Genomic DNA, 23664 nt, shown 5'->3' with positions numbered 1-23664 from the left:
TCCAGGCGCCACAATGCAGGCCTTTGCGACTCTTACTCCCACCATGAGCTTGCCCGCCCTGCAACATGACACCGGCCCCGATCCGCAGACCACCGTGATCGTTCTGCACGGTCTGGGCGCTGACGGCCATGATTTCGAACCCGTTTGCCAGGAGCTGGACCTGCGTGCTCTGGGCGCCGTGCGCTTCATCTTGCCCCATGCGCCCGAACAAGCGGTCACCATCAATGGCGGCTATGTGATGCGCGCCTGGTACGACATCCGCCAGGTCGATCTGCAGCGCCAGGAAGACGCCGCCGGCGTGCGCGCTTCGGGCGCGGCCATCGCCGCGCTGATCGATGCCGAGCGCGCCCGCGGCGTGGCGGCCGGGCGCATCGTGCTGATGGGTTTCTCGCAGGGCTGCGCCATGGCGCTGTTCACCGGTCTGCGCTACCCCGAGCGCCTGGGCGGCATCGTCGCGCTGTCCGGCTACCAGCCCCTGGCCGACAGCTTGGAGGTCGAGCGCTCGGACGCCAACCGCCTGGCGCCTGTCTTCATGGCCCATGGTCGGCTCGACCCGGTGGTGGTTCCGGCCCGCGGCGAAGCGGCACGCGAACAGCTGCGCGCCCTGGGTCAGAGCGTCGAATGGCATGACTACCGCATGGAGCACTCGGTCTGCCCCGAGGAGCTGAGGGACCTGAACGCCTGGCTGCTGAAGACCCTGGGCTGAGCGCCAAACGGCGCCGGCAAAGGCCTGTCGCGCAGCGTATGCCCTGCTTTTCCGGGCTTTCAATGCGCCACAGGCGGCGGCCACTGGGGCACAGTCCAGCTTGAGACCCTGCGCTTTGCCGGCCCTTGAAGAAGAGCGGGCCGCGCGCCGCAAGACCCGACCCTTCCGCAAGCCGCAACGACGCCTTCACCCCGCACACACCCGACCGACACGCCATGGATCGATTGGTCGAGCAACTGGTGGCCTGGCACAACAGCCACCCGCTCGCGAAACGCATCAATATCTACGACGTCCACACCATCGGCGTCGTCGCCCTGCCCTTCATGCGCAGCGGCAGCGCAGCCGCGCCCGCGCCAGCCAGCAACTCCGGCCCGGGATCGGCACGCAAGAACGCTCGCGGGCGCCCGCAGGAGCCGATCGAACCGGTCTTGACCGACGAGATCTCGCCCGAAAGCCTGGCGGCCTGGGGTGAGGAATCGACCATCGCCGCCAACAGCAATGCCGCCGAACTGGACGCCCTGGCCGATCAGGAGCTCTGGCACCGCAGCACCTGGCCTGAGCGCATCAAGCGCGGTTTGCGGGGCATGCGTGCCCCCGGCAAGCGCAAGTCCCGCAGCGGCCCGCCGCCGGGCGCCGACACCTGGCCCGCCTTCAGCGAACGCTTCATCGCCGGCCTGACGCCCGAGCGCATCGCCCGCTTCGCCCAGCGCTTCGGTTACTCCGAGCAGCCCGGCGACGGCAGCTGGCCGCAGCGCGTGGTGCCCATCGACGAGCAGATGATGGGCCAAAGCCCGGCCGGCGGCGCCTGGCCGTTTGAGCTCTATGTCGTCAGTGCCGCCATCGACGCCGGACGCTCGCGCAGCCGCGTGTTGATCGGCCAAGGCCACCCCAAGCCGGAGATCATCGGCCGACGCTGCTTGAGCCCGATCAAAGTCGGCCTGGCTGCCCTGCTGCCGCTGGGGGTGCTGCTCATGTGCGTGGCCCTGCTGATGCTGCCGAGTCGCAAATCGCTCAAGGAAGCCGAGCTGGCCGCAGCAAGCGCCGCCAGTGCGGCCAGCGCAGCGCTTGCTCAGCCTGCGCCAGAGGCAGCGCCAGCCAGTGCGCCCGAGTCGCCTGCGCCAGCACCAGAACCAGCGGCCTCGGCCGTGCCGGTACTTGCCACAGAAGCGCCAAGCCACAGCCCGGCCGAAGCAGCCGCCAGCGCGGCCAGCAAGGATTCAACCCCTCCAGCAGCGCAAGCCGAGCAGGCCGCCAGCCAGGTCAAGCTGCCCACGCCGCTGGACCTGCGCGAAGCCGCTGCAGCCACCGCCGCCAGCATTGCGGCGGCACAGAAGGCCGCCCTCGAACGCAAGAGTTCAGCGCCGCAGCCCGGCGACCCCGCAGCCAGCGAAGCGCAACCCGACATTCGCCCTCAGCTGGTCAAGCCCATCCCGCGCAAGAACGCACGGCCCATGTTGGCCGATGTGGGCAGCGCCGAAGGCGCGTCCGGCCAGTCCGGCAAGCCCGAAACGACTGCGCCCAAGGCCGAGGAGGGCAAAGCCGCCGAACCGGCGCCCACTGGCCCCAAGGCCGCCCCGATCACGGCCGGCCGCATCAGCAGCCGGGACAGCGACCGCCCTTCCCTGCATGGCGCAGTTGAAAGCAGCGGCAAACGAGGCAGCAGCAGCAGCAGTGAAAGCGGTACGCGCGAGGAATCCGCAGCAGCAACTCCGGCTGCACCCGGAAAGACTGCACGTGCTGCCGCCCCCGGCAGCAAACCGGTGGTGGCCCTGGTCGGCCCGGTCAGCGCCAACAAGGCCGATGCCCTGGCCATGCTGGAGCGAATGAAGGTGGCCATGGCGCCCAGCGAGGGTCGGCCTGGCGCGATGCAGGCCCAGGTCTTCCAGACCCCCGAAGGTTGGCGCCCGGCCATCTGGCCCTTTGCCAGCCGTGAAGAAGCCCAGCTGATCAATGCAACCCTGATCGCACGCGGCCTGCGCACGCGGGCCGTGGATTTCTAAGCTTGGTCGGGCTCGCGGCGGTTCAGCCCAGGCTGAGGCGCATTTGCAAGGCCGTGCCGAAGCGCATGGCCTGGTGACCCAAGAGCTCGAAGCCGCAGCGGCGGTAAAAGCCCTCGGCATGCCCATTGCCCAGAACCCGCAAGGAACGAGCACCGGCTCCGCGCGCCAGACGACAGCCATGGTCAAGCAAGGCGCGACCCACTCCAAGCCGCCAGGCTGAAGGCTCCACGAACAAAGCGTCCAACTCCAGCGCCAGCGCGTCGTCATCACAGGGCAGCAAGGTGGCAAAGCCGAGCAGCGTGCCGCCAGAGCCCTGCTCCGCCAGAAACACCCGCCCATCGGCAATGTGCTCAGGCGGCAGCGCGATCAGCTCCGGATGCTCAAGCAAAAAGCCTCGGTCACCGGCATTGCTGAGCGAGGCGCGGCGCTGCAAGGCTTCGAGCGGGGCATGGTCGGCGGCCTGGGCGAGGCGGATGAACAGGGACATTGTGGTGGGTCTGAACGGGGCGAGCGCCCGCATTCTTGCAGCCCTGCCGCCGCCCTGCCGAGCGCTTGCTTGACAGATTTCGCTACAGTGAGGCCTTCTGGCGCCGCCACCCACACTTGCTCGCATCTCCATGAACCAGCCCACGACCTCCTCCGCATCGTCCGCCGCCTCCGCCCTGCTCATCACCAAGCTCCTGCCCGGTGGCCAGGGTCTGGCACCGGCTTTGCTCAAGCGCGCAGCCATCGTCAAGCTCGACGAAGCGCAGAGCCATCAACATGAGCTGGAAGTCAGCGACGAGCATGGCCAGGCACTCAAGATTCAGCTGCCTGCGGGAACACATCTGCATGCCGGCGACGTGCTGGTCGCCGAGGACGGCTCACTGCGCCGCGTCGATGCGCCCTCTCATGCCGGGCACGACCATCACGATCATCCGCACGAACACGGCCATGTTCACAGCAGCAGCTGTGGCCATGCTTCCCACGGCAAGCCCATCGGCATTCCCGTCAGCGCCGCGCCAGCGGCGCATGCGCACCAGCCCCATGTCCACGGCCCGGGCTGCAAGCACTGAGCCGAACACGCAATCCCGGTTGGCCGGATTCGGCACAAAGCAGCCGAATACAAAAGGCAACCACGGAGGCACAGAGGCACAGAGAAATACAAGGCCGAATTGGTCTTAGCTCTGTGCCTCAGTGCCTCTGTGGTTGCATTTGAATTTCTGCTTTATGCCGTCAGCCACCTCTCTCAGGAGCGGTAGTCGGCGTTGATGGTCACGTAGTCGTGGCTGAGGTCGCAGGTCCAGACGGTGCTGTGGGCTGCGCCTCGGTGCAGGTTGACTCGCACGGTGATCTCGCTTTGCTTCATCACGCGCTGGCCATCTTCCTCGCGGTAGTCGGGGTGGCGGCCACCCTTGGTAACCACATGCACGTCGTCCAGATGCATCTCGATCAGGGTCTGATCCAGGTCGGCAATGCCGGCATAGCCCACGGCCGCCAGAATGCGGCCCAGGTTCGGGTCACTGGCGAAGAAGGCCGTCTTGACCAGCGGTGAGTGGGCAATGGCATAGGCCGCCAGCTTGCATTCGGCTTCGTCGCGGCCGCCTTCGATCTGCACGCTGATGAACTTGGTCGCACCCTCGCCGTCACGCACGATGGCCTGCGCCAGCTGCTGCGACACCGCAATCACAGCATCCCGCAAGGCCTGACCCTCGGCGCTGTGCAGCGATTCGATGCGCTCGTGCTGCGCCTTATGCGTGGCGATCAGCACAAAGGAATCGTTGGTCGAGGTGTCGCCGTCGATGGTGATGCGGTTGAAGGAGGCATCGGCCGCCTCGGTCACCAGGGTCTGCAGCAGGCCCGGGTTGATGTGCGCGTCGGTGGCGACATAGCCGAGCATGGTGGCCATATTGGGGCGGATCATGCCAGCGCCCTTGCTGATGCCGGTGATGGTGACGGTCTGGCCCTGGATCTGAATCTGGCGCGAGGCGGCCTTGGGCAAGGTGTCGGTGGTCATGATGCCCAGGGCGGCTTCACCCCAAGCGTCGTCGCGCAGGGCGGCGATGGCCTTGGGCAGGCCGGCGACGATGCGCTCCACCGGCAGCACTTCCATGATCACGCCGGTCGAGAACGGCAGGATCTGGCTGGCTTGCACGCCCATCAGCTCGGCCAGGGCCGTGCAGCTCTGGCGTGCCCGGGCCAGACCGTCCTCGCCGGTGCCGGCATTGGCATTGCCGGTGTTGACCAGAATGGCACGGATGCCGGCCCCCTCCACCTGCCCGGCCAGATGCTCGCGGCAGACCTGTACCGGCGCGGCGCAGAAGCGGTTCTTGGTGAACACGCCGGCCACACTGGCACCTTCGTCGAGGGCGATGACGCTGAGGTCGCGCCGATCGGCCTTGCGGATGCCGGCCATGGTCACGCCCAGGCGAACGCCGGGTACGGGGTGCAGGCTGGCGGGATCGGGGGCGGTGAGATTGACGGGCATGGCGGGCACGGGCAGTGGCTGGAAAATGTGGCCGAATTGTAGGGCGCCCGCCCTGGCCGGAGCTTGACCGCTTCTTGGCACCGAAGCGCTCCCAATGGGTGCGGCCTTGAGGGTCGCCCGCCTGAACTGAAGACCTCGCGACCCAAGGCAGGCCCGCTACCGGCCCGGCCCCTGGACACGGCCGCCATCCTCGCGCATGAAGCCGTCCAAGCGCGCCCAGCCTCAGGCCACCAGGCGGTAACCGACTGCTGTTTCAGTGAGCAGATACTGCGGCGCCGCCGGCACGGCCTCCAGCTTCTGGCGCAGATTGCCCATATAGACGCGCAGGTAGTGGTTGTCCTCGACATGGCTGGGACCCCAGACCGCCTTGAGCATCTGGCGGTGCGTGAGCACCTTGCCAGCATGCGCGATCAGATGCGTCAGCAGGCGGTATTCGAGCGGGGTCAGGTGCACGGCCACACCGGCGCGCAGCACGCGACGCTGAGCCAGGTCGACCTCGACTTCGCCGAAGCGAAACACGGTCTGGGCCGGCTCGCCGGCGCTGCCGCGCGCGGCCGCCTGGCTGCGCCGCTGGGCCACCCGCACGCGTGCCATCAGCTCTCCGACACCAAAGGGCTTGCTCAGATAGTCGTCCGCGCCGGCATCGAGCGCCGCAATCTTGTCGGCCTCGGCCGTGCGGGCCGAGAGCACGATCACCGGCACGCCCGACCAGGCACGCAGATCACGCAGGTAGTTGATCCCGTCGTCATCGGGCAGGCCCAGATCAAGGATGACCAGATCGGGCCGACGTGTGCCGGCATCGACCAGACCTTGGCGCACCGTGCTGGTCTCATGCACCTGCCAACCCTCGGCCTCCAGGGCCAGGCGCACAAAGCGCCGGATGCTGGCCTCGTCTTCGACGATCAGAGCCACCGGATGCGGATCATTCATGGTCACACCCCCGCAACAACTTGGCCAAGAAAACAGTCATCCGCACTCCCGATTGACGATTCACGATTCACCCTCTAGGACCGGCAAGGCCGGTGGATCCCCCAGCGGCAGGCTGATGACAAAGCTGGCACCGCCGCCGGGCAGATTCTCGGCATGGATCTCGCCGCCATGGGCTTGCACGATGGCGCGGCAGATCGCCAGACCCAGGCCCACACCCGGCGTGCTGCTCTCGCGCTCGCCACGGCTGAACTTGGCGAACAACTGCTCCTCGCGACCGGGCGGCAAACCCGGGCCGTTGTCCGAGACCCGCAGCTTCAGCTGGCCCGCCGCCGGCGCCAGTTCGGCCGAAATGCTCAGGGTGCTGCCGCTGGGCGTGTACTTGAGCGCGTTCTCGAGCAAATTGCCCAGCACCCGCTCCATCAGCGCGGCATCCAGGTGCAGCAAGGGCAGGCCCGGCGGAATCTGCAGCTGCAAATGATGGCTGGACAGGGCCGGCTGTAAGGACTGCAGCGCCGTGCCGACCACTTCCTCGATCGGCTGCCATTGCCGATTCAGGCGCACCGCACCGCTTTGCAGGCGCGCCATATCGAGCAGGTTGTTGACCATGGCGCTGATGCGCTGGGCCTGCTGCTGCAGGGCGGCGCTGAGCTCGCGCGCCTGGGGCGGCAGCTCGGGCGTGCGGTCCAGGGTCTGGGCCAGGCCGTAGAGACCGGCCAGCGGCGTGCGCAGATCATGTGATAAGGCCGAGAGCAGGGAGTTGCGCAGACGCTCGCCCTCGATGTGCACCAAGGCCTCCTGCGCCACCTCCACATAATGAACACGCTCCAGGGCCTGGCCAATGATGCGGGCATAGGTCTCCAGCTGGGCGCGCAGCTCGGGCAACATCAGACTGCGGCTGCTTTTGGGCTTGAGGGCCAGCACGCCACGGGTGCGCATGGGCGCCTGCAGGGGCAAGTAAAACCAGGCGCTGCCGGCCAGTGTGTCGGTGCTCAGACCGGCGGCCTGGCCATGGTCCAAGGCCCAGCGGGCGGTGCCGGCGTCGGGCTGCTCACCGGCGGCCAAGCTGTCCTGACGGGGCGAGGGCTGCAGCGCGTCCTTGAGGTCCAGCACATAGAGCAAGGCCTCGCCATGAACCTCTTCGGCCAAGGCAGCCTCGGCCACCTGCAGCACTGCTTCGGTCTGCAGTGCACCGGCCAGATCGCTGGTCAACTCGAACAGCGAACGCGAGCGCGCCTCGCGCTCAGTCGAAAGTTGGGCCTGGTAGCGCAGGCCGGCCGTCAGCTGGCCGATGATGAGGCCCACGGCCAGCATGACGGCAAAGGTCAGCAGGTACTGCACATCGGAGACGGCAAAGCTGAGCCGGGGCTGGACAAAGAAGAAATCGAACAGGCCCACACTCAGAAAGCTGGCCAGCACCGCCGGACCGCGCCCCAAGCGCAGCGCCACGCCGACCACCGTCAGCAAGAACAGCATGACGATATTGGACTGATCAAGGGCCTGCTGCAGCGGCCAGCTGAGCAAGGCGGTTGCTGTGCAAGCCAGTCCGGACAAACCGTAGCGACCGGCCAGACGCTGCCACTGCAGCTCACGTGCTTCGTGCTCTTGGGTTTGCAACTCATTGGCTTGAGCCCGGCGCGTCGGCTGCAGTGGGGCCGCGGCAACGGTGATCAAATCCAGCTCGGGACCCTCTTCGGCCAGGGCCTGTTGCCACGTGGAAGATCTCAGCCAGCGGCGCCAAGCGGGTGCAGGCTGGCTGCGGCCCAGCACCAGCTTGGACAGATTGTGTTCGCGCGCATAGGCCAGCAAAGCCGGGGTCAGATCTTGCGCATTGAGCACCGCGGTCTGCGCGCCCAGCTCATGGGCCAGGCGCACCACACGCAGGATGCGGTCGCGCTGCGCATCGGGCAGGCGGCGCAGCGTCGGCGTTTCCACATAGACCGCATGCCAGGAGACATTGAGCTGCTGAGCCAACTGCGCGGCGCTGCGCAGCACGCTTTCCGCCGCCGGGCTGGGGCCAATGGCGCAAAGAATGGCGGCCTCGGTCTTCCAGACTTGGGCGACGCGCTGGTTGCTGCGCCAGGCCTGCACATCGTCTTCCACCCGGTCGGCGGTGCGGCGCAGGGCCAGCTCGCGCAAGGCCATCAAATTGCCCTTGCGGAAGAAGTTCTGGGCGGCGCGCTGGGCATGCGGGACCCCGTCGGCGCCGGGCCGCCCCAAGCCGACAACGCCCCCTCGGGCGGTGGGCGAGCCTGCTCGCCCTGGGGGCTCGACATAAACCTTGCCGGCGGCCAAGCGAGCCAGCAATTCGTCGGCCGGGGTGTCCACCATCACCACTTCATCGGCGCGGTCGAAGAAGGTGTCGGGCAGGGTCTCCTGCACTCGCACGCCGGTGATGCCGCCGACCACATCGTTGAGGCTTTCCAGGTGCTGGACGTTCAGTGTCGAGTAGACATTGATGCCGCGCGACAGCAGCTCTTCCACATCCTGCCAGCGCTTGGGGTGGCGCGAGCCAGGCGCATTGGCATGGGCCAGCTCATCGACCAGCACCAGGGCCGGGCGGCGTTCCAGCACGCCGTCGAGGTCGAACTCCGGCAGCTTGCGGCCGCGGTACTCGAGCTCGCGCAGCGGCAGCACGGGCAGACCGTCGAGCAAGGCCTGGGTCTCGCTGCGGCCATGGGTGACGACGACGCCGGCCAGCACATCGAGGCCATCCGCCTGCAGCTTGCGCGCCGCCTGCAGCATGGCAAAGGTCTTGCCGACGCCGGCCGAGGAGCCGAAGTAGATGCGCAGCCGGCCCCGCTGCTCCGCGCTCTCCTGCTCGCGGATCTGAGCCAGCAACTCATCGGGGTCGGGGCGCTTTTCAATGCTCATGGTCGAGATTCTCAGGCCAGGCCGAACAAACGCAGGACGAGAGCTGCAGTGCGGGCTCTCATGAACATTAGCTCAGACTCCATGCTCATCCAGCGCCAGATTGAGCTTGAGCACATGAACGCGCGGCTCACCGAGCACCTGCAGGTCGCGCGACGCAGTGTTGGCCTCGATCAGGCGCAGCACTTCTTTCATAGGCAGTTGACGCTCACGGGCGACACGCGGCGCCTGGTAGCGGGCGGCAGCCATGCTGATGTGCGGATCCAGGCCGCTGGCCGAGGCGGTGACGAGATCGGCCGGCACCGCCTGGTTGTTGCCCGGGTCGGCCGCACGCAGGGCAGCCACGCGAGCGGCCACGGCATCCGTCAGGGCCGGGTTCAGCGGGCCCTGGTTGGAACCCGAGGAACTTCCGGCATTGTTGGCCATGGGCGCGGTGGCCGAGGGCCGGCCCCAGAAATACTGGGGCGAGCTGAAGTTCTGGCCGATCAGTTCGGAACCGATGATGTCACCGTCCTTGTTGCGGAGCAGCGAACCGCTCGCCTCGGCCGGGAACAGCGGCTTGCTGAGGGCGGTGACGACCAAGGGGTAGATCAGACCGGTGACGGCGCTGAGCAGCAAAAAGCTGACCAGGGCGGGACGAAGTTGCTTGAGCATCATGATGGGAGTCCTTCGCGTTTCTTCGAATCAAACCAGGCGCAGGCCGACCAGGATCAGGTCAATGGCCTTGATGCCGATGAAGGGCACGATCAGGCCGCCAAGGCCGTAGATCGCGAGATTGCGGCGCAGCAGCGCGGCCGCACCGATGGCGCGGTAGGGCACACCGCGCAGCGCCAGAGGAATCAGCGCGATGATGATCAGCGCGTTGAAGATCACCGCCGACAAGATGGCCGAGGACGGGCTGTGCAAGCCCATCACATTGAGCGCCGTCAGCTGCGGATAGACGCCCACAAACATGGCCGGGATGATGGCGAAGTACTTGGCCACATCGTTGGCGATGGAGAAGGTCGTCAGCGAGCCACGCGTCATCAAGAGCTGCTTACCGGTCTCGACGATCTCCAGCAGCTTGGTGGGGTTGGAATCCAGGTCCACCATATTGCCGGCCTCCTTGGCCGCCTGCGTGCCGGTGTTCATGGCCACGGCCACATCGGCTTGGGCCAGAGCGGGCGCATCGTTGGTGCCGTCGCCGGTCATGGCCACCAGGCGACCCTCGCCCTGGTAGTCGCGGATCAGCTGCAGCTTCGCTTCGGGCGTGGCCTCGGCCAGGAAGTCGTCGACACCGGCCTCGGCCGCGATGGCCGCCGCCGTCAGCTTGTTGTCGCCGGTGATCATCACCGTCTTGATGCCCATGCGGCGCAGCTCGGCGAAGCGTTCCTTGATACCGCCCTTGACGATGTCCTTGAGCTCGACGGCACCGAGGGCGCGCGAACCTTCCGCCACGACGAGAGGCGTGCTGCCACGGCGGGCGATGTCCTCAATGGCCGCAGTCAGCTCCATGGGGAAACTGCCGCCCAAGCTCTCGACATAACGGCGAATCGTATCGCCAGCCCCCTTTCGGATCTGGCGGCCACCGGCCAGGTCGACACCGCTCATGCGGGTCTGGGCCGTGAAGGGCACGAACTGGGCGTCCAGCGTGCTCATCTCGCGCTCACGCAGATTGAAGCGGGTCTTGGCCAGCACGACGATGCTGCGGCCTTCGGGCGTCTCATCGGCCAGCGAGGACAGCTGGGCGGCGTCGGCCAGCTGCAACTCCGTCACGCCTGGCGCTGGCAGCATGCTTGCTGCCTGCCGATTCCCCAGGGTGATGGTGCCGGTCTTGTCCAGCATCAGCACGTCGACGTCACCGGCGGCTTCGACCGCACGGCCCGAGGTGGCGATCACATTGGCCTGCATCATGCGGCTCATGCCGGCCACGCCAATGGCGGAGAGCAGGCCGCCAATGGTGGTCGGGATCAGGCAGACCAGCAGGGCCACCAGGGCGGTGATGGACACGACCGTTCCAGCGCCGGCGGCAGAGACGCTGAACATCGAGAAGGGCAGCAGGGTCACCGTGACCACCAGAAAGACCAGGGTCAGTGCCACCAGCAGAATCGTCAGCGCAATCTCATTGGGCGTCTTCTGGCGGCGCGCGCCTTCGACCATGGAGATCATGCGGTCCAGGAAGGACTCACCCGGGTTGACCGAGATGCGCACCACCAGCCAGTCGGACAGCACGCGAGTGCCGCCGGTGACGGAGGAGAAGTCTCCGCCCGACTCACGGATCACTGGTGCCGACTCGCCGGTGATGGCGCTCTCGTCCACCGAGGCCACGCCTTCGATCACCTCGCCGTCCAGCGGGATCAGATCGCCGGCCTCGACCAGCACCACATGATCGCGGCGCAGCTCATCGCTTTGCACCGGATGCCAGCTGGAGCCGTGAACAGGCTGGGTCAGTTTCTTCGCCCAGGTCTTGCTCTTGAGCCCGCGCAGCGAGGCTGCTTGTGCCTTGGAGCGGCCCTCGGCCATGGCTTCGGCGAAGTTTGCGAAGATGACCGTGAACCACAGCCACAGCGAAACGGCCAGGATGAAGCCCGAGCCTTCCGTGCCGGCTAACGTGGCATCGCCGAGGCTCATCAGCCACAGCGCCGTGGTCAGCAGCGAGCCGATGTAGACCACGAACATGACCGGATTGCGCCATTGCACGCGCGGGTCCAGCTTGACGAAGGACTGCGCGAGGGCCGGCTTGACCAGCTTGGGATCGAGCAGCGAAAACGAACTGCCTTGTTGATTGCTTTGGGTAGTCATTGCATGTCCCTCACAGCTTCCAGAGCACCAGGTGCTCGACGATGGGGCCGAGGGCCAGGGATGGAACGTAGTTGAGCAAGCCCACCAGGAGCACGGTGCCGATCAGCAGGCCGACAAACAGTGGGCCATGGGTGACCAGGGTGCCGCCGCTGACGGGGATGCGCTTTTTGGCGGCCAGGCTGCCGGCCAGGGCCAGCACCGGCACGATCACGCCAAAGCGGCCCAGCCACATCACGACACCGAGCAAGGTGTTGTAGAAGGGCGTGTTGGCGGACAGGCCGGCGAAGGCGCTGCCGTTGTTGTTGCCGGCCGAGGTCAGCGCATACAGGATTTCGGAGAAGCCATGAGCGCCCGGGTTGGCAATGCCGGCCCGGCCGGCATCGGCCAGCACGGCCACCGCCGTACCGACCAGCACCACCATCGGTGTGACGAGGATGGCGATGGACACCATCTTCATCTCATAAGCCTCGATCTTCTTGCCCAGGTACTCGGGCGTGCGGCCGATCATCAGGCCGGCGATGAAGACGGCCAGGATGGCAAACACCAGCATGCCGTACAGGCCCGTGCCCACGCCGCCGAACACCACCTCGCCCAGCTGCATCATCACCAGCGGCACCAGTCCGCCCAAGGGCGTCAGGGAATCGTGCATGGCATTGACTGCGCCGCAGGAGGCTGCCGTGGTGATGACGGCAAACAGGCTGCTGGCATTGACGCCGAAGCGGGTCTCCTTGCCTTCCATATTGCCGCCGGACTGCAGAGCGCTGGCGCTTTGGTCCACGTTCAGGGTGTGCAGCGCCGGGTTGCCGGCCTGCTCTGCACTGGTGGCGGCGATCACACCGGCGATGAAGAGCACGCTCATGGCGGCCAGGATGGCCAGTCCCTGGCGCGAGTCGCCGACCATGCGGCCGAAGCTGAAGCACAGAGCGGCCGGAATCAGGAAGATCGCCAGCATCTGCAACAGATTGGACAGCGGCGTCGGGTTCTCGAAGGGGTGGGCCGAGTTGGCGTTGAAGAAACCACCACCATTGGTACCCAGCATCTTGATGGCCAGCTGCGAGGCGACCGGGCCCATAGCCAGGGTCTGACTCTGGCTGCTGACGGTCTCGCTCAGCGGCTTGCCTTCGGCGTCGAGCAGGGGCTGGCCATCAGTGCCCAGCTTGGTCACCGAGTAACTCTGCGCTTCCACGGTCTTGGCGTCCTGGTAGGCGTCAAAATTCTGGATCACGCCCTGGCCGACCATGAAGACGGCCAGCAGCAGGGACAGCGGCAGCAACACCCACAAGGTGATACGGGTCAAATCGGCCCAGAAATTGCCGACCGTGCCGGCGAGCTTGCCCGCGAAACCGCGGATCAGCGCGAACACCACGGCAATGCCGGTGGCAGCCGAGACGAAGTTCTGCACCGTCAGCGCCAGCATCTGGGTCAGATAGCTCATGGTGGACTCGCCGCCATAGCCCTGCCAGTTGGTGTTGGTGACAAAGCTGATGGCGGTGTTGAAGGCCGAGTCCGGCGTGATGGCGCCGAAGGCTTGCGGGTTCAGCGGCAGCAGGTCCTGGAAACGCTGCAGACCGTAGACGGCCAGCACACCGATGAAGTTGAACAGCAGCAGAGCCAGCGCGTACTGCTTCCAGTGCATGCCGCTTTGCGCCTCGACACCGGCCAGGCGGTAGAAGGGGCGCTCGCAGAGCTGCATCCAGCGCGGCAGTTGACCGCCGGCCACCGCCGTCAGCCAGCGCGACAGCGGCCAGGCCGCGAGCAGGAGCAAGCCCATGAACAGGGCCAGATTGATCCAAGCCAAGGCATCCATGTCAGAACTCCTCGGCACGCAGCAAGGCGTACAGCAGGTAGGCGAACAGGCCGGCCGCAGCCAGGCCACTCAGCCAGTACAAGGCGCTCATGACTTGTCACCTGCCAGCTTGTGGCTGGCCAAGGCCAGACCCACGGCCAGGCCGAACAGCGCCAGGCTCAAACCCAGAAAAATCCCGTCCATTGCATTCAACTCACTGGAATGTTGCGATGCAGCAAGCTTAAAAACGGGCGCCTCAGGCCGGCGTAGAAGCTGGGGGGATGGGTATCAAGAAGCTGTAAAGATCACCGCTGAGCTGGCGGCCGCTTGCGGCGGCACGGGCCTATATTGAAGACCGTGCTTTGCGCTCGATGCACCGAGCAGCAAGCGCCAGGCGGAAAGCGCAAGAGCAGATCAGGTGGTCAGAAAAGGAATCTGAGGTCTCTTTGGCCTCAGCTCGCATGTCACTTCACTTTTAATACCAAAAATAATAAAGATCAGGAATTCTGTATTCGAATGGTATAAAGCGCTATGGGACATTCGTCCTGACGTCTGTTTCAGGCGCCAGAAAGCACCCACAGCGGTCGCATGGAGCGACCTTGACACGTTTGCGTGGATTGCGATCACACCGCGTTCCCGTGAGCGACACGATGGTCACGCGGGCCACTCCAGCCTGCAGTTTTTGATTGAACCAGATTACAAATCACGCCATACCCATGGGCCAGTTCGTCGTCTCGCCCACGACACACCGAACCGATTGCGGCCGATTCCGAGCATCGTTTTCGGTTCAGCGCACTCAAGACAAGGGCAAATCCAGCCCTGTGTACCGAGTCGACAAGACCTTTGCCTCGCGCGCAGGCGCACGGCTTTTTGCGGTCACCCAGGGCTGGCTGCAGGCCAGCATGAGTCACCCACCTGATTGCTGAGATCTGGCCCCCACAGATCTATCCACATGCCACAGCCGCTGTGGACGCCCCTAGTTTCCAGCCAGCACATCCTGACATCGCGTCACGATCCATTCAGAAAGACTCCAACATGAGCAGCAAAATCTACGTCGGCAACTTGCCCTATTCCGTGACCGATTCGAGCCTGAAAAGCAACTTTTCCGAGTTCGGAACCGTGTCCTCCGCCCGAGTCATGATGGACCGGGACACGGGCACTTCCAAAGGCTTCGGCTTCGTGGAGATGGCCTCTCCTGAGCTGGCCCAGGCCGCGATTTCGGCCTTGCACGGCATGAGCGTCGATGGCCGCTCGATTGTGGTGACTCTGGCGCGTCCGCGCGAAAACAAGGACAAGGCCGGCGACTACAGCGCGGCCGGGTTCAAGGCAAGCAAACGCGCCGATGTCGGCTATGGCACCGGTGGTTTTGGCGGCGGTCGCTACTGATTCCAGCGCTAGCCCAAGAAAAGCCGGCTCCCTTGGAGCCGGCTTTTCTTTGCGTGTTCGCCGGGCTTGCGAAAGCAAAGGCCAGGACGGGTTAAGCAGTAAGAAGGGGAGACTATCCTCCCGGACCGGCTCCCCTTCAGAAACCCAGAGCTACTGCCGTGATTCAGCGCATGCTCAAGCCGCCGCGCGCGGCCTTGACCACGCCCTCACCCATGGCTGCTCCGAAGCGCTTGGCCAAGCGTTCGGCCACGTTCTCGCGTGGCGTGTAGTCGATCACTTCCTCGGCCTTGACCACCTCGCGGGCGACATAGTCGAGATTGCCGAATTCATCAGCCAGGCCCATCTTGACCGCCTGCTCGCCGTTCCAGAACAAACCCGAGAACATCTCCGGCGTTTCCTTCAGACGTTTGCCACGGCCTTCGCGCACCACGGCAATGAACTGCTGGTGAATCTGGTTCAGCATGGTCTGGGCGTAGGCCTGCTGCTTGGGCGAGACCGGGCTGTAGGGGTCCAGCATGCCCTTGTTCTCGCCCGCGGTCAGCAAGCGGCGCTCCACACCAAGCTTGCCCATCAGGCCGGTGAAGCCGAAGCCGTCCATCAGAACGCCAATGGAGCCCACGACCGAGGCCTTGTCGACATAGATTTCATCGGCCGCAGCAGCAATGTAGTAGGCGCCCGAAGCGCACATTTCCTCGACCACGGCAAACACCTTCTTGTCGTGCAGGACCTTCAAGCGCTGGATCTCGTCATAGATGATGCCGGCCTGAACCGGGCTGCCACCGGGTGAGTTGATGCGCAGCACCACGGCTTGCGAGCCCGGGTCCTCGAAGGCTTCTTTCAGGGCCGAAAGAATCAATTCCGCGCTGGCCTCGGTATCGGCCGCAATCTCGCCGCGCACCTCGACCAGGGCGGTGTGCGGGGCGTTGTTGCTGGGCCGGTGCAGATGCGGCGGGTAGAAGAACAGCCAGGCCGCGAATGCCAGCAGAAGCAGCCAGAACATGCGGAAGAACAGGCGCCAGCGGCGCTCGCTGCGGCGGTCGCGCAGGTACTCGCGAGCGAATTCAAGCAAGACGGGCTCATAGGCGGCAGGCAGAGCAGCACTCACTGTGCTCGCTGTGGCCGTGCTTGCTGTTGCTGCCGGCGCAGCAGCGGGCGCGGCTGCGGGGGCGGCGGCGTCGATCAGCGGGTCCGCAATCGGCTGCGGCAGTTCATCGTGGCTACTCATGGAATCTCGCAAACAGGGTCGTTCGTTCTCAAAGCTCGGGGGCCGGGCCGCTCGTGTTCAGTCGGGCTGGGTGTCATCAAACACGGGTCGGGTATCGCGGGAAGGATACCAATACACCTGCCCCTCGCGCTCCTGGACCTCAATCTTGGTCAGGCCGCTGCGGCCGCACATGCCGGTCACACAACGGCCACTCAAGGGGTCATACACAGCGCCGTGGATGGAACACATGATGTATTGCTTGTCGCCGTCCAAGAACTCGCCCTCCTGCCAATCCATCTCAGTCGGCACATGGGCGCAGCGGTTCAGGTAGGCCACCACCTGGCCCTCGAAACGCAGGGCAAAGGCGCGCGCCGGCTGGCGGTATTGCAGCACATCAAAGGTGTGAGCGCGGCCCCGCTCCTGCAGCTCGTCGGAGCTGCACAGCGCTTGCGCAGGGATCGGGGTCTTCGGGTCAGTCATATCGGGCCCAGGCTTTCGATTCAGGCGGTTGCAAGCAGCCACTGCTGCAAATCGGCCACGTCATGAGCGATATGCAGGGGCTTGAACTCGGCAAAACTGTGGTGATGATGCGCGCCGTAGCTGACGCCCACACTGGCGCAGCCGGCGTTCAGCGCCAGCTGCAGGTCATGGCTGGTGTCGCCGATCATCAAGGTGCGCTCGGGCTCAGCCCCGAACTCGCGCATCAACTCCAGCAACATCTGCGGGTGCGGCTTGCCTTGGGTTTCGTCAGCCGTGCGGCTGCCGTCAAACACCCGGTCCAAGCCTACGGCTTGCAAAGCTTCGTCCAGGCCGCGCCGGCTCTTGCCGGTGGCGACCGTCAGCCAGTGATGGCGGGCCTTGAGGGCAGCCAGCATCTCGACCACGCCAGCAAACAGAATCACCTCATGCTGGGCTGCCAGGTAATGGTGACGAAAGCGCTCGCCCATCTCGGCAAAGCGCGCCTCGGGCAGCGCCGGCACGGCATGGGCCATGGCGGCTTGCAAGCCCATGCCGATCACATAACTGGCTTGCGCCTCACTGGGCCGCGGAAGGCCCAAGTCCACCGCTGCGTTCTGGATGCTTCGCGTGATCAGCGCTGTGGAATCGAACAAGGTGCCGTCCCAGTCAAAAGCGATCAAATCGAAACGCTGAGGACGGCTCATTTTGAGCCCTTGCTTGGCTGCAAGGCCGCGACCAGGCGCTGGCATTCCTCGGGCAGAGGTGCCAGCAGTTCGATCTCCTCGCCCTCACGCGCCGGGTGCGCAAAGCGCAGGCGCTGGGCATGGAGGAACATGCGCTCGAAGCGGTGCTCGCCACGCGCCAAGGCACGGTTGGCTTCGAAATCGCCGTACTTGGGGTCGCCGACGATGGCGTGGCCGCCATGGGCCAGGTGCACACGGATCTGGTGCGTGCGCCCGGTCTTGATGGTCACGTCCAACAGGCTGTAGCCATTCAAGGCCTGCGCCACCTTGACCAGGCTGATCGAACGTTTGGCCTGCTCGGCCTGAGGATCATGCGAATTCGTCACCACCCTCACCCAACGCTCGCCGTCGCTGCCGACGAACTTGAGCAGCGGCACATCGATCACCTTCAAATTGGCCGGCCAGACCCCAGCCACCAGGGCGGCGTAGGTCTTGCCGGTCTCACGTTCGCGGAACTGGTCCTGCAGCGCGACCAAGGCGCTGCGCTTCTTGGCGATCAGCAGCAGGCCCGAGGTTTCCCGGTCCAGGCGATGCACCAGCTCCAGGAACTTGGCCTGCGGCCGAGCTTGGCGCAACTGCTCGATGACACCGAAGCTGACGCCCGACCCGCCATGCACGGCCACACCGGCCGGCTTGTTGATGGCCAGGAGGTGATCGTCTTCGTAGACGATGGGGAACTCGCGCGCGGGCACATATTCGGTACTGCTTTGGGCCCGCTCAGGCAGGCGCACCGGTGGAATGCGCACCTCGTCGCCCAGTTCCAGGCGCGTGTCGGCCTGCGCCCTGCCCTTGTTGACCCGCACCTCACCGGCGCGAATGACGCGGTAAACATGGGTCTTGGGCACGCCTTTGAGTTCGCGCAGCAAGAAGTTGTCCAAGCGCTGCCCTTCGGAGCCTTCGTCCACCAGGACGCGACGAACCTGGGCTGTTGCTGCCTCTGCGGGGGCCGAAGGCGCAGCTGGCACCGCGGCGGTTCGCGCCAACGGGCGACTCTTGGCCGGCGCAACAGGCACCCGCTCGCCCAGCAAGGGCCCTTTGTGACGCCCTGGCCGGGCCGGCTGGCCGCTGGCCTTGGCCCCCGGTCGCCCTGCAGCCTTGACAGGCGAACGGGCGCCCGATTTGGGGCCTGACTTCCGGGTTTCTGTGGCGGCCGGTGCTCTGGCTTTAGCCCTTATAATGTTGCTCACCACGTTACTGCCGTAAGTATTTGATTTTTCTGATTTTACCTGGGCTCAGGCCCACGCAGGATCGGGCAGGAATCAAGGCCAGACAAAGGTCATGCCGGCGGCAGCAAGGTGGCGATGGGGCTTGATGCCCGTCAAGCACGAAGCCTTGAACCCCATCAAACAACCGGTGATGCAACACAAACGCCCGGCGGCGGGCCCTGTCCCCAAGTGACACGGCGGCCACTGTGTGTGTGTGGCAGAGCGATGTAGAACGAACCACGCCGAATGCGCGCCATCCATGCCTTGTGCAAGGAGCTGCATTGGGTAGCAGACAAGGTATTCCACGGCGGTAGGCCGGTCGACCCATGGTCTGACCGCCTGCTGCCCGCGTCCAACAGTCCTCGCGGATGATTTCCCTCACTCCCCCCACCCCCCACCGCTTTGCATGCAGCCCCGGCCCCGCGCCGGTGAGGCTGGCGCGCCGCCGTGGCCGGGCCGCGCAGCACCCTCGGGCCTTTGCCGCCCGCGCTGCGCGTTCATGGGAGCGGGCCTCCGCGCCGCCTGTTGCGCCGCACGCGCCAACGCTGGCCAGCTGAGCGCCCACCCCTCCAGGTGGCGCAAACACTGACAGTCCAGGGCGATTCCTTCCTCGGTTCCTCCGCATTGCCCGTGCATCGATGAGTCGCCGCCCGGCCAGGGTCTTCAAGACCCCGGCTGTCGCAGCGACGTGATGTGTGTGCGCACGGGCCGCTCGGGCCAGAAACCCGACGACCGCGCGCGAGGAGTGATGTCAATGAAACGCATGCTGATCAATGCGACGCAGCCGGAAGAGCGGCGCCTCGCCATCGTCGACGGCCAGAAGCTGCTCGACTTCGAGACCGAGATCGAAGGCCGCGAACAGCGCAAGGGCAATATCTACAAGGCCGTCGTGACCCGAGTCGAGCCTTCGCTCGAGGCCTGCTTTGTCGACTACGGCGAAGACCGCCACGGTTTCCTGCCCTTCAAGGAAATCGCCCGCCAGTATTTCCGTGAAGGCGTGGACGTGCGCTCGGCGCGCATCCAGGACTGCATCAAGGAAGGCCAGGAACTGCTGGTCCAGGTCGAAAAAGAAGAGCGCGGCAACAAGGGCGCTGCCCTGACCACCTTCGTATCGCTGGCCGGCCGCTACCTGGTGCTGATGCCCAACAACCCGCGCGGCGGTGGCGTGAGCCGCCGCATCGAGGGCGAAGACCGCGAAGAGCTCAAGGAAAACCTCGACCAGCTCGAGTACCCCAAGGGCATGAGCCTGATCGCCCGCACCGCCGGCATCGGCCGTTCCGCCGCCGAGCTGCAGTGGGACCTGAACTACATGCTCAAGCTCTGGACCGCCATCGACGATGCGGCCAAGGGTGGCAAGGGCGCCTACCTGATCTACCAGGAATCCAGCCTGGTGATCCGCGCGATCCGCGATTACTTCACCGCCGATGTCGGTGAAATCCTGATCGACACCGACGACCTGTTCGAACAGGCGCACCAGTTCATGAACCACGTGATGCCCGACCAGGGCCATCGCGTGAAGCGCTACCGCGACGACGCGCCGCTGTTCAGCCGTTTCCAGATCGAGCACCAGATCGAAACCGCCCACAGCCGCACGGTCAACCTGCCCTCGGGCGGCGCCATCGTGATCGACCACACCGAAGCGCTGGTGTCGGTGGACGTCAACTCGGCCCGCTCGACCCGCGGCGGCGACATCGAAGAGACCGCCACCCGCACCAACCTCGAAGCCGCCGATGAAATCGCGCGCCAGATGCGTCTGCGCGACCTGGGCGGCCTGATCGTGGTCGACTTCATCGACATGGAAGAGTCGAAGAACCGCCGCGAAGTCGAGCAGCGTCTGCGCGACGCCCTGCGCAATGACCGCGCTCGCGTGCAGTTCGCCTCGATCAGCAAGTTCGGCCTGCTGGAAATGAGCCGCCAGCGCCTGCGCCCGGCACTCAGCGAAGGCAACCACATCACCTGCCCGCGCTGCAATGGCACCGGCCACATCCGCGACACCGAGTCCTCGGCGCTGCAGATCCTGCGCATGGTCCAGGAAGAGGCGATGAAGGACAACACCGCCGCCGTGCACGTGCAAGTGCCGGTGGAAGTGACCTCCTTCCTGCTGAACGAGAAGCGCACCGAGATCACCAAGATCGAACTGAAGCAGCGCGTCACCGTGCTGCTGGTGCCCAATAAGCACCTCGACACGCCCAACTACAAGCTGGAACGCCTGCGCCACGACGACCCACGTCTGGAAAACTTGCAAGCCAGCTACACCATGATCGAGGAACCGACCGACGAGGTGGGCATCACCCGTCGTGGCGACAGCGACAAGGGCCGCAGCAAGCAAGAGCCGGTGATCAAGGGCATCCTGCCCGAGCAACCCGCGCCCATGCCCACGGCACCGGCCCCCAAGGCCGAACCGGCTGGACGCACGGCCTCGGCCGCTGCCGCACCGGTGGCAGCAGCCCCGGCCGCTGGCGGTGGTTTCTTCGGCTGGATCAAGAGCCTGTTCGGTGGCCCGGTGGAAGCCCCGGCACCCGCACCGGCAGCCGCCAAACCGGCCGCGGCCGGCGGTGAACGCAAGCGTGAAGGTGGACGCGAAGGCGGCCGCGAAGGTGGCCGTGACGGCGCTCGCGGTGGCCGTGGTGGCCGTGCCGAGCGTGGTGGCGAGCGCGCCGAACGCGGCTCTGAACGCAATGGCAGCAAGCGCGAAGGCGCCGGCCGCGGGGAAGCACGTGGAGAAGCACGTGGCGAGGGCCGCAATGAAGCACGCACCGAAGGTCGCCCAGAGCGTGCCGAGCGCCCGGAACGCGCCCGTCGCCCGGAACGCGCCGAAGGTGGCGAAGCCCGCAGCGAGCGTGCAGAGCGTCCGGAACGCGCCGAGCGCCCTGAGCGCAGTGCCGATCGCCCGGAGCGCAGCGAGCGCCCCGAAGGTGGCCGTCGCCCGCGCGGTGAACGTGGTGAGCCGCGTGCCGACCGTGGTGAGCGCAACGAGCGCAGCGAGCGCAACGGCGAACAAGCCGCAGCCGCCCTGCCCGCCAGCCTGAACGAGCAGCAAGACTTCGTCGACACCCAGCCGGAAGGCGTGGCAGCGATCGGCCAGGTGCAAGGCGAAGCTTCGGCCGATGGCGAGCAAGGCCAGGGTAGCGAAGAGCGCCAAGGTCGCGGCCGTCGCCGCCGCCGCGGTGGTCGTGACCGTGAAGACGGTCGCAGCACCGAAGCCGGCGACAACGCCAGCGCCGCCGAAGGCAGCAGCGAAGCCAAGGACAGCGCCAGCGCCAGCGACAACGCAGCCGAGGCCACTGGCACTGCACCGGCCGAAGGTGCCGAGCCCAACGAAGGTGGCGAAGGCCGCCGTCGCCGTGGTGGCCGTGACCGCGTCCGCCGTGAACGCCGCGATGACGCCGGCGAGGCAGGAAGCAGCATTAGCAACGAAGCCAGTGCCGAAGGCGCCGCAACTGAAGGCGTGAGCGAGGCCACAGCCGCGCCCACCGCCGTGGCGTCCGAAGCTCCGGCAGCGCCTGTGCAGCTGGATCTGGCCGCCGAGGCTGTTACCAGCGCGCCGGTTCCGGCAGCAGTACCCGCCGCAGCACCTGCTGTTGCGGTTGCCGCACCGGTAGCCGCTTTGCCCGCCTTCGAGCTGCCCATGGACGACCTGCAGGCGCTTGCCGCCTCCAGCGGTCTGCAATGGGTGAACTCGGATGCCGACAAGATCCGTGCCGTCCAGGAAGCCATCGCCGCCGAGCCGAAGCCGGTCCATGTGCCGCGTGAACGCGCGCCGGTGGTCAGCATCGACGAAGGCCCGCTGGTGCTGGTCGAGACCCGCAAGGACCTCTCGCAGTTCAAGCTGCCTTTCGAGCAGTAAGAAGCCGACTTGGGGCCGCCGGCCCCGGTCGGGCGCTCTCGCCCTTTGGAGGGCTGGGCAGACGCCCAAACCCCACCGACAATGCCGCCTCGCTGCACCGTCAGCCAGGCGGCATTTTTTCGTCCGCACGCCCGACTTACTGCTCATTCGGGGCGTTAGCGGCCAGCGAGCCCCCCCATCTCACGCACATCACACGCACTCGAGGGAGTCCTTGTTCATCATGTCCCAGCACCTCAAATCCATGGGCCTGACTCGCGGCCTCGCCGCCCTGCTTCTGCTCAGCGCCGGCCTGCTGCCTGCCAGCCAGGCGGCAACGCCCAAGGCCAAGGTCGCCGCCGCGGCAGCGGCCACGGATGAAGTCGAACTGCGCTTCTTCCCCCTGCCGCAGCAACGCCACCAGATCCGTTCCGTGATGACCATGAAGATGGACATGCGCATGGAGCCGCTCGAGGGCATGAGCGACGACGAGCGCGCCAAGATGGAGCAGGCCATGCAGGCCGCCAAAATGCCCATGACCATGCGCAGCGAGTTCGATCAGCGGATGACGACCACGACCGCCGACAAGGAAGGCAACTTCCAGTTGCAACTGCGCGGCAAGAGCCTGCCCATGGAAATGAGCAACGCCGCCGGTGAGCGCGTGGGGCCCGCAAAGTCCACCATTGACATCAAGATTGACGCCAAGCTGAATCAGAAGACCGGTAGTTTCGAGGCCATGAAAGTGGCGGGCCTGGACGCTGCAGCCAGCGGCATGTCCGAGGGCTTGCTGAAACAGCTGTTGATGAGCATGCGTGGCCTGGAAGGCCGTCGCCTCAAGGTCGGCGAGTCGGCCGAGATGCCCTTGGACATGGCCTTGCCGATCCCAAAGGGTCCTGGCATGAATCTGAAGATGGTCGGCCGCTACACCCTGCTCAAGCTCGAGCAAGGCGTCGCCGACTTTGATGTGGGCGTGAGCATCAGCATGGACATGGATGGCAGTACTGTCGATCCGGCGTCGAGTGCTGCACTGGCGTCATCGAGCCCAGCCGCCGACTCCGCCGCCAGCGCGCCGGCCGCCGCGGATCCCAAGAATCAGACCCTGCCCTCCATGAAAGCCTCCGGCCAGGGCAAAGGCCGCATGAGCTTACGCCTGGCCGACCGCCTGATGCTGACGCAGCAAATGGAAATGACCATGAGCATGCGCATCGAGGCTGCCGGCAAGCCTGCCATGAATATGAACATGGACATGCAGATGGAAGCCAGCGGCAAGAACCTCAAGCGCTGAATTCGGACGGATGCTTCTGGC

19 protein-coding genes are annotated in these 23664 nt (G+C 65.9%); 7 read left to right on the top strand and 12 right to left on the bottom strand.

Features of this window, described 5'->3' with window-relative positions; all coding sequences use genetic code 11:
- Positions 1 to 43 precede the first annotated feature (43 nt).
- Both LNV23_RS14960 and LNV23_RS14955 read left to right on the top strand, forming a co-directional pair.
- A complete protein-coding gene (locus LNV23_RS14960) occupies positions 44 to 706 on the top strand; it encodes an alpha/beta hydrolase (protein WP_263563688.1) in 663 nt (220 codons plus the stop codon).
- A gap of 215 nt (positions 707 to 921) precedes the next feature.
- A complete protein-coding gene (locus LNV23_RS14955; RefSeq protein ID WP_263563687.1) occupies positions 922 to 2706 on the top strand; it encodes a hypothetical protein in 1785 nt (594 codons plus the stop codon).
- 22 nt (positions 2707 to 2728) lie between these two features.
- Here the strand turns inward: LNV23_RS14955 and LNV23_RS14950 are convergent, their stop codons facing one another.
- A complete protein-coding gene (locus LNV23_RS14950) occupies positions 2729 to 3193 on the bottom strand; it encodes a GNAT family N-acetyltransferase (RefSeq protein WP_263563686.1) in 465 nt (154 codons plus the stop codon).
- Between the two features lie 130 nt (positions 3194 to 3323).
- Here LNV23_RS14950 and LNV23_RS14945 point away from each other — a divergent pair, with 130 nt between their 5' ends.
- Positions 3324 to 3761, top strand: coding sequence for an urease accessory protein UreE (locus LNV23_RS14945; protein WP_263563685.1), 438 nt, complete (start codon positions 3324 to 3326; stop codon positions 3759 to 3761).
- A 173-nt stretch (positions 3762 to 3934) separates the two neighbouring features.
- Here LNV23_RS14945 and argJ read toward each other — a convergent pair whose 3' ends face one another.
- The 7 genes from argJ to kdpF form a co-directional block, all read right to left on the bottom strand.
- On the bottom strand, positions 3935 to 5173 hold the full coding sequence (gene argJ, locus LNV23_RS14940; protein WP_263563684.1) for a bifunctional glutamate N-acetyltransferase/amino-acid acetyltransferase ArgJ: 1239 nt from the start codon (positions 5171 to 5173) through the stop codon (positions 3935 to 3937).
- Between the two features lie 222 nt (positions 5174 to 5395).
- A complete protein-coding gene (gene kdpE / locus LNV23_RS14935; RefSeq protein WP_263563683.1) occupies positions 5396 to 6103 on the bottom strand; it encodes a two-component system response regulator KdpE in 708 nt (235 codons plus the stop codon).
- Between the two features lie 60 nt (positions 6104 to 6163).
- Positions 6164 to 8974, bottom strand: a complete 2811-nt coding sequence (locus LNV23_RS14930) for a DUF4118 domain-containing protein (protein WP_263563682.1) — start codon at positions 8972 to 8974, stop codon at positions 6164 to 6166.
- A gap of 72 nt (positions 8975 to 9046) precedes the next feature.
- A complete protein-coding gene (gene kdpC / locus LNV23_RS14925; protein ID WP_411910585.1) occupies positions 9047 to 9628 on the bottom strand; it encodes a potassium-transporting ATPase subunit KdpC in 582 nt (193 codons plus the stop codon).
- Positions 9629 to 9655: 27 nt separating this feature from the next.
- A complete protein-coding gene (gene kdpB / locus LNV23_RS14920) occupies positions 9656 to 11752 on the bottom strand; it encodes a potassium-transporting ATPase subunit KdpB (RefSeq protein WP_263563681.1) in 2097 nt (698 codons plus the stop codon).
- Positions 11753 to 11762: 10 nt separating this feature from the next.
- Positions 11763 to 13559, bottom strand: a complete 1797-nt coding sequence (kdpA, locus tag LNV23_RS14915; protein WP_263563680.1) for a potassium-transporting ATPase subunit KdpA — start codon at positions 13557 to 13559, stop codon at positions 11763 to 11765.
- 1 nt (position 13560) lies between these two features.
- On the bottom strand, positions 13561 to 13650 hold the full coding sequence (kdpF, locus tag LNV23_RS14910; protein ID WP_263520293.1) for a K(+)-transporting ATPase subunit F: 90 nt from the start codon (positions 13648 to 13650) through the stop codon (positions 13561 to 13563).
- Between the two features lie 604 nt (positions 13651 to 14254).
- On the opposite strand from kdpF, the gene LNV23_RS14905 reads away from it, so the two are divergent.
- Both LNV23_RS14905 and rbp read left to right on the top strand, forming a co-directional pair.
- Entirely contained in the window at positions 14255 to 14464 is a 210-nt protein-coding gene (locus LNV23_RS14905) for a hypothetical protein (RefSeq protein WP_263563759.1), read from the top strand.
- 109 nt (positions 14465 to 14573) lie between these two features.
- Positions 14574 to 14924 carry an RNA-binding regulator gene (rbp, locus tag LNV23_RS14900; protein WP_263563679.1) on the top strand — a complete coding sequence of 117 codons (351 nt, stop codon included), beginning with the start codon at positions 14574 to 14576 and terminating at the stop codon, positions 14922 to 14924.
- A 163-nt stretch (positions 14925 to 15087) separates the two neighbouring features.
- Here rbp and LNV23_RS14895 read toward each other — a convergent pair whose 3' ends face one another.
- From LNV23_RS14895 to LNV23_RS14880, 4 genes are read right to left on the bottom strand one after another with little or no spacing between them, the layout of a single operon-like run.
- On the bottom strand, positions 15088 to 16149 hold the full coding sequence (locus LNV23_RS14895; protein ID WP_263563678.1) for a S49 family peptidase: 1062 nt from the start codon (positions 16147 to 16149) through the stop codon (positions 15088 to 15090).
- Between the two features lie 57 nt (positions 16150 to 16206).
- Positions 16207 to 16608: a Rieske (2Fe-2S) protein gene (locus tag LNV23_RS14890; protein ID WP_263563677.1), complete on the bottom strand. Its 402-nt coding sequence runs from the start codon at positions 16606 to 16608 to the stop codon at positions 16207 to 16209.
- A 20-nt stretch (positions 16609 to 16628) separates the two neighbouring features.
- Positions 16629 to 17291, bottom strand: a complete 663-nt coding sequence (locus LNV23_RS14885; protein ID WP_263563676.1) for an HAD family hydrolase — start codon at positions 17289 to 17291, stop codon at positions 16629 to 16631.
- Positions 17288 to 18313: an RluA family pseudouridine synthase gene (locus LNV23_RS14880; protein ID WP_411910584.1), complete on the bottom strand. Its 1026-nt coding sequence runs from the start codon at positions 18311 to 18313 to the stop codon at positions 17288 to 17290. The genes LNV23_RS14885 and LNV23_RS14880 overlap by 4 nt, the downstream gene beginning before the upstream one ends.
- 976 nt (positions 18314 to 19289) lie before the next feature.
- Here LNV23_RS14880 and LNV23_RS14875 point away from each other — a divergent pair.
- Both LNV23_RS14875 and LNV23_RS14870 read left to right on the top strand, forming a co-directional pair.
- Positions 19290 to 22382, top strand: coding sequence for an Rne/Rng family ribonuclease (locus LNV23_RS14875; protein ID WP_263563675.1), 3093 nt, complete (start codon positions 19290 to 19292; stop codon positions 22380 to 22382).
- Positions 22383 to 22602: 220 nt separating this feature from the next.
- Positions 22603 to 23643, top strand: coding sequence for a hypothetical protein (locus LNV23_RS14870; RefSeq protein ID WP_263563674.1), 1041 nt, complete (start codon positions 22603 to 22605; stop codon positions 23641 to 23643).
- Positions 23644 to 23664 lie beyond the last annotated feature (21 nt).

Origin of the sequence: Kinneretia sp. DJ1R-11, from assembly GCF_025717595.1 — a bacterium.
Lineage (GTDB): Bacteria > Pseudomonadota > Gammaproteobacteria > Burkholderiales > Burkholderiaceae_C > Paucibacter_A.
Note: the sequence above shows the minus strand (reverse complement) of the source record. Positions and strands in the feature narration are given on the sequence as shown.

Excerpts from the sequence above, each read along its gene's own strand:
- LNV23_RS14960 (WP_263563688.1), top strand. The coding sequence starts at position 44 with ATGAGCTTGCCCGCCCTGCAACATGACACCGGCCCCGATCCGCAGACC.
- LNV23_RS14955 (WP_263563687.1), top strand. The coding sequence starts at position 922 with ATGGATCGATTGGTCGAGCAACTGGTGGCCTGGCACAACAGCCACCCG.
- LNV23_RS14950 (WP_263563686.1), bottom strand. The coding sequence starts at position 3,193 with ATGTCCCTGTTCATCCGCCTCGCCCAGGCCGCCGACCATGCCCCGCTC.
- LNV23_RS14945 (WP_263563685.1), top strand. The coding sequence starts at position 3,324 with ATGAACCAGCCCACGACCTCCTCCGCATCGTCCGCCGCCTCCGCCCTG.
- argJ (WP_263563684.1), bottom strand. The coding sequence starts at position 5,173 with ATGCCCGTCAATCTCACCGCCCCCGATCCCGCCAGCCTGCACCCCGTA.
- kdpE (WP_263563683.1), bottom strand. The coding sequence starts at position 6,103 with ATGAATGATCCGCATCCGGTGGCTCTGATCGTCGAAGACGAGGCCAGC.
- LNV23_RS14930 (WP_263563682.1), bottom strand. The coding sequence starts at position 8,974 with ATGAGCATTGAAAAGCGCCCCGACCCCGATGAGTTGCTGGCTCAGATC.
- kdpC (WP_411910585.1), bottom strand. The coding sequence starts at position 9,628 with ATGATGCTCAAGCAACTTCGTCCCGCCCTGGTCAGCTTTTTGCTGCTC.
- kdpB (WP_263563681.1), bottom strand. The coding sequence starts at position 11,752 with ATGACTACCCAAAGCAATCAACAAGGCAGTTCGTTTTCGCTGCTCGAT.
- kdpA (WP_263563680.1), bottom strand. The coding sequence starts at position 13,559 with ATGGATGCCTTGGCTTGGATCAATCTGGCCCTGTTCATGGGCTTGCTC.
- kdpF (WP_263520293.1), bottom strand. The coding sequence starts at position 13,650 with ATGAGCGCCTTGTACTGGCTGAGTGGCCTGGCTGCGGCCGGCCTGTTC.
- LNV23_RS14905 (WP_263563759.1), top strand. The coding sequence starts at position 14,255 with ATGGGCCAGTTCGTCGTCTCGCCCACGACACACCGAACCGATTGCGGC.
- rbp (WP_263563679.1), top strand. The coding sequence starts at position 14,574 with ATGAGCAGCAAAATCTACGTCGGCAACTTGCCCTATTCCGTGACCGAT.
- LNV23_RS14895 (WP_263563678.1), bottom strand. The coding sequence starts at position 16,149 with ATGAGTAGCCACGATGAACTGCCGCAGCCGATTGCGGACCCGCTGATC.
- LNV23_RS14890 (WP_263563677.1), bottom strand. The coding sequence starts at position 16,608 with ATGACTGACCCGAAGACCCCGATCCCTGCGCAAGCGCTGTGCAGCTCC.
- LNV23_RS14885 (WP_263563676.1), bottom strand. The coding sequence starts at position 17,291 with ATGAGCCGTCCTCAGCGTTTCGATTTGATCGCTTTTGACTGGGACGGC.
- LNV23_RS14875 (WP_263563675.1), top strand. The coding sequence starts at position 19,290 with ATGAAACGCATGCTGATCAATGCGACGCAGCCGGAAGAGCGGCGCCTC.
- LNV23_RS14870 (WP_263563674.1), top strand. The coding sequence starts at position 22,603 with ATGTCCCAGCACCTCAAATCCATGGGCCTGACTCGCGGCCTCGCCGCC.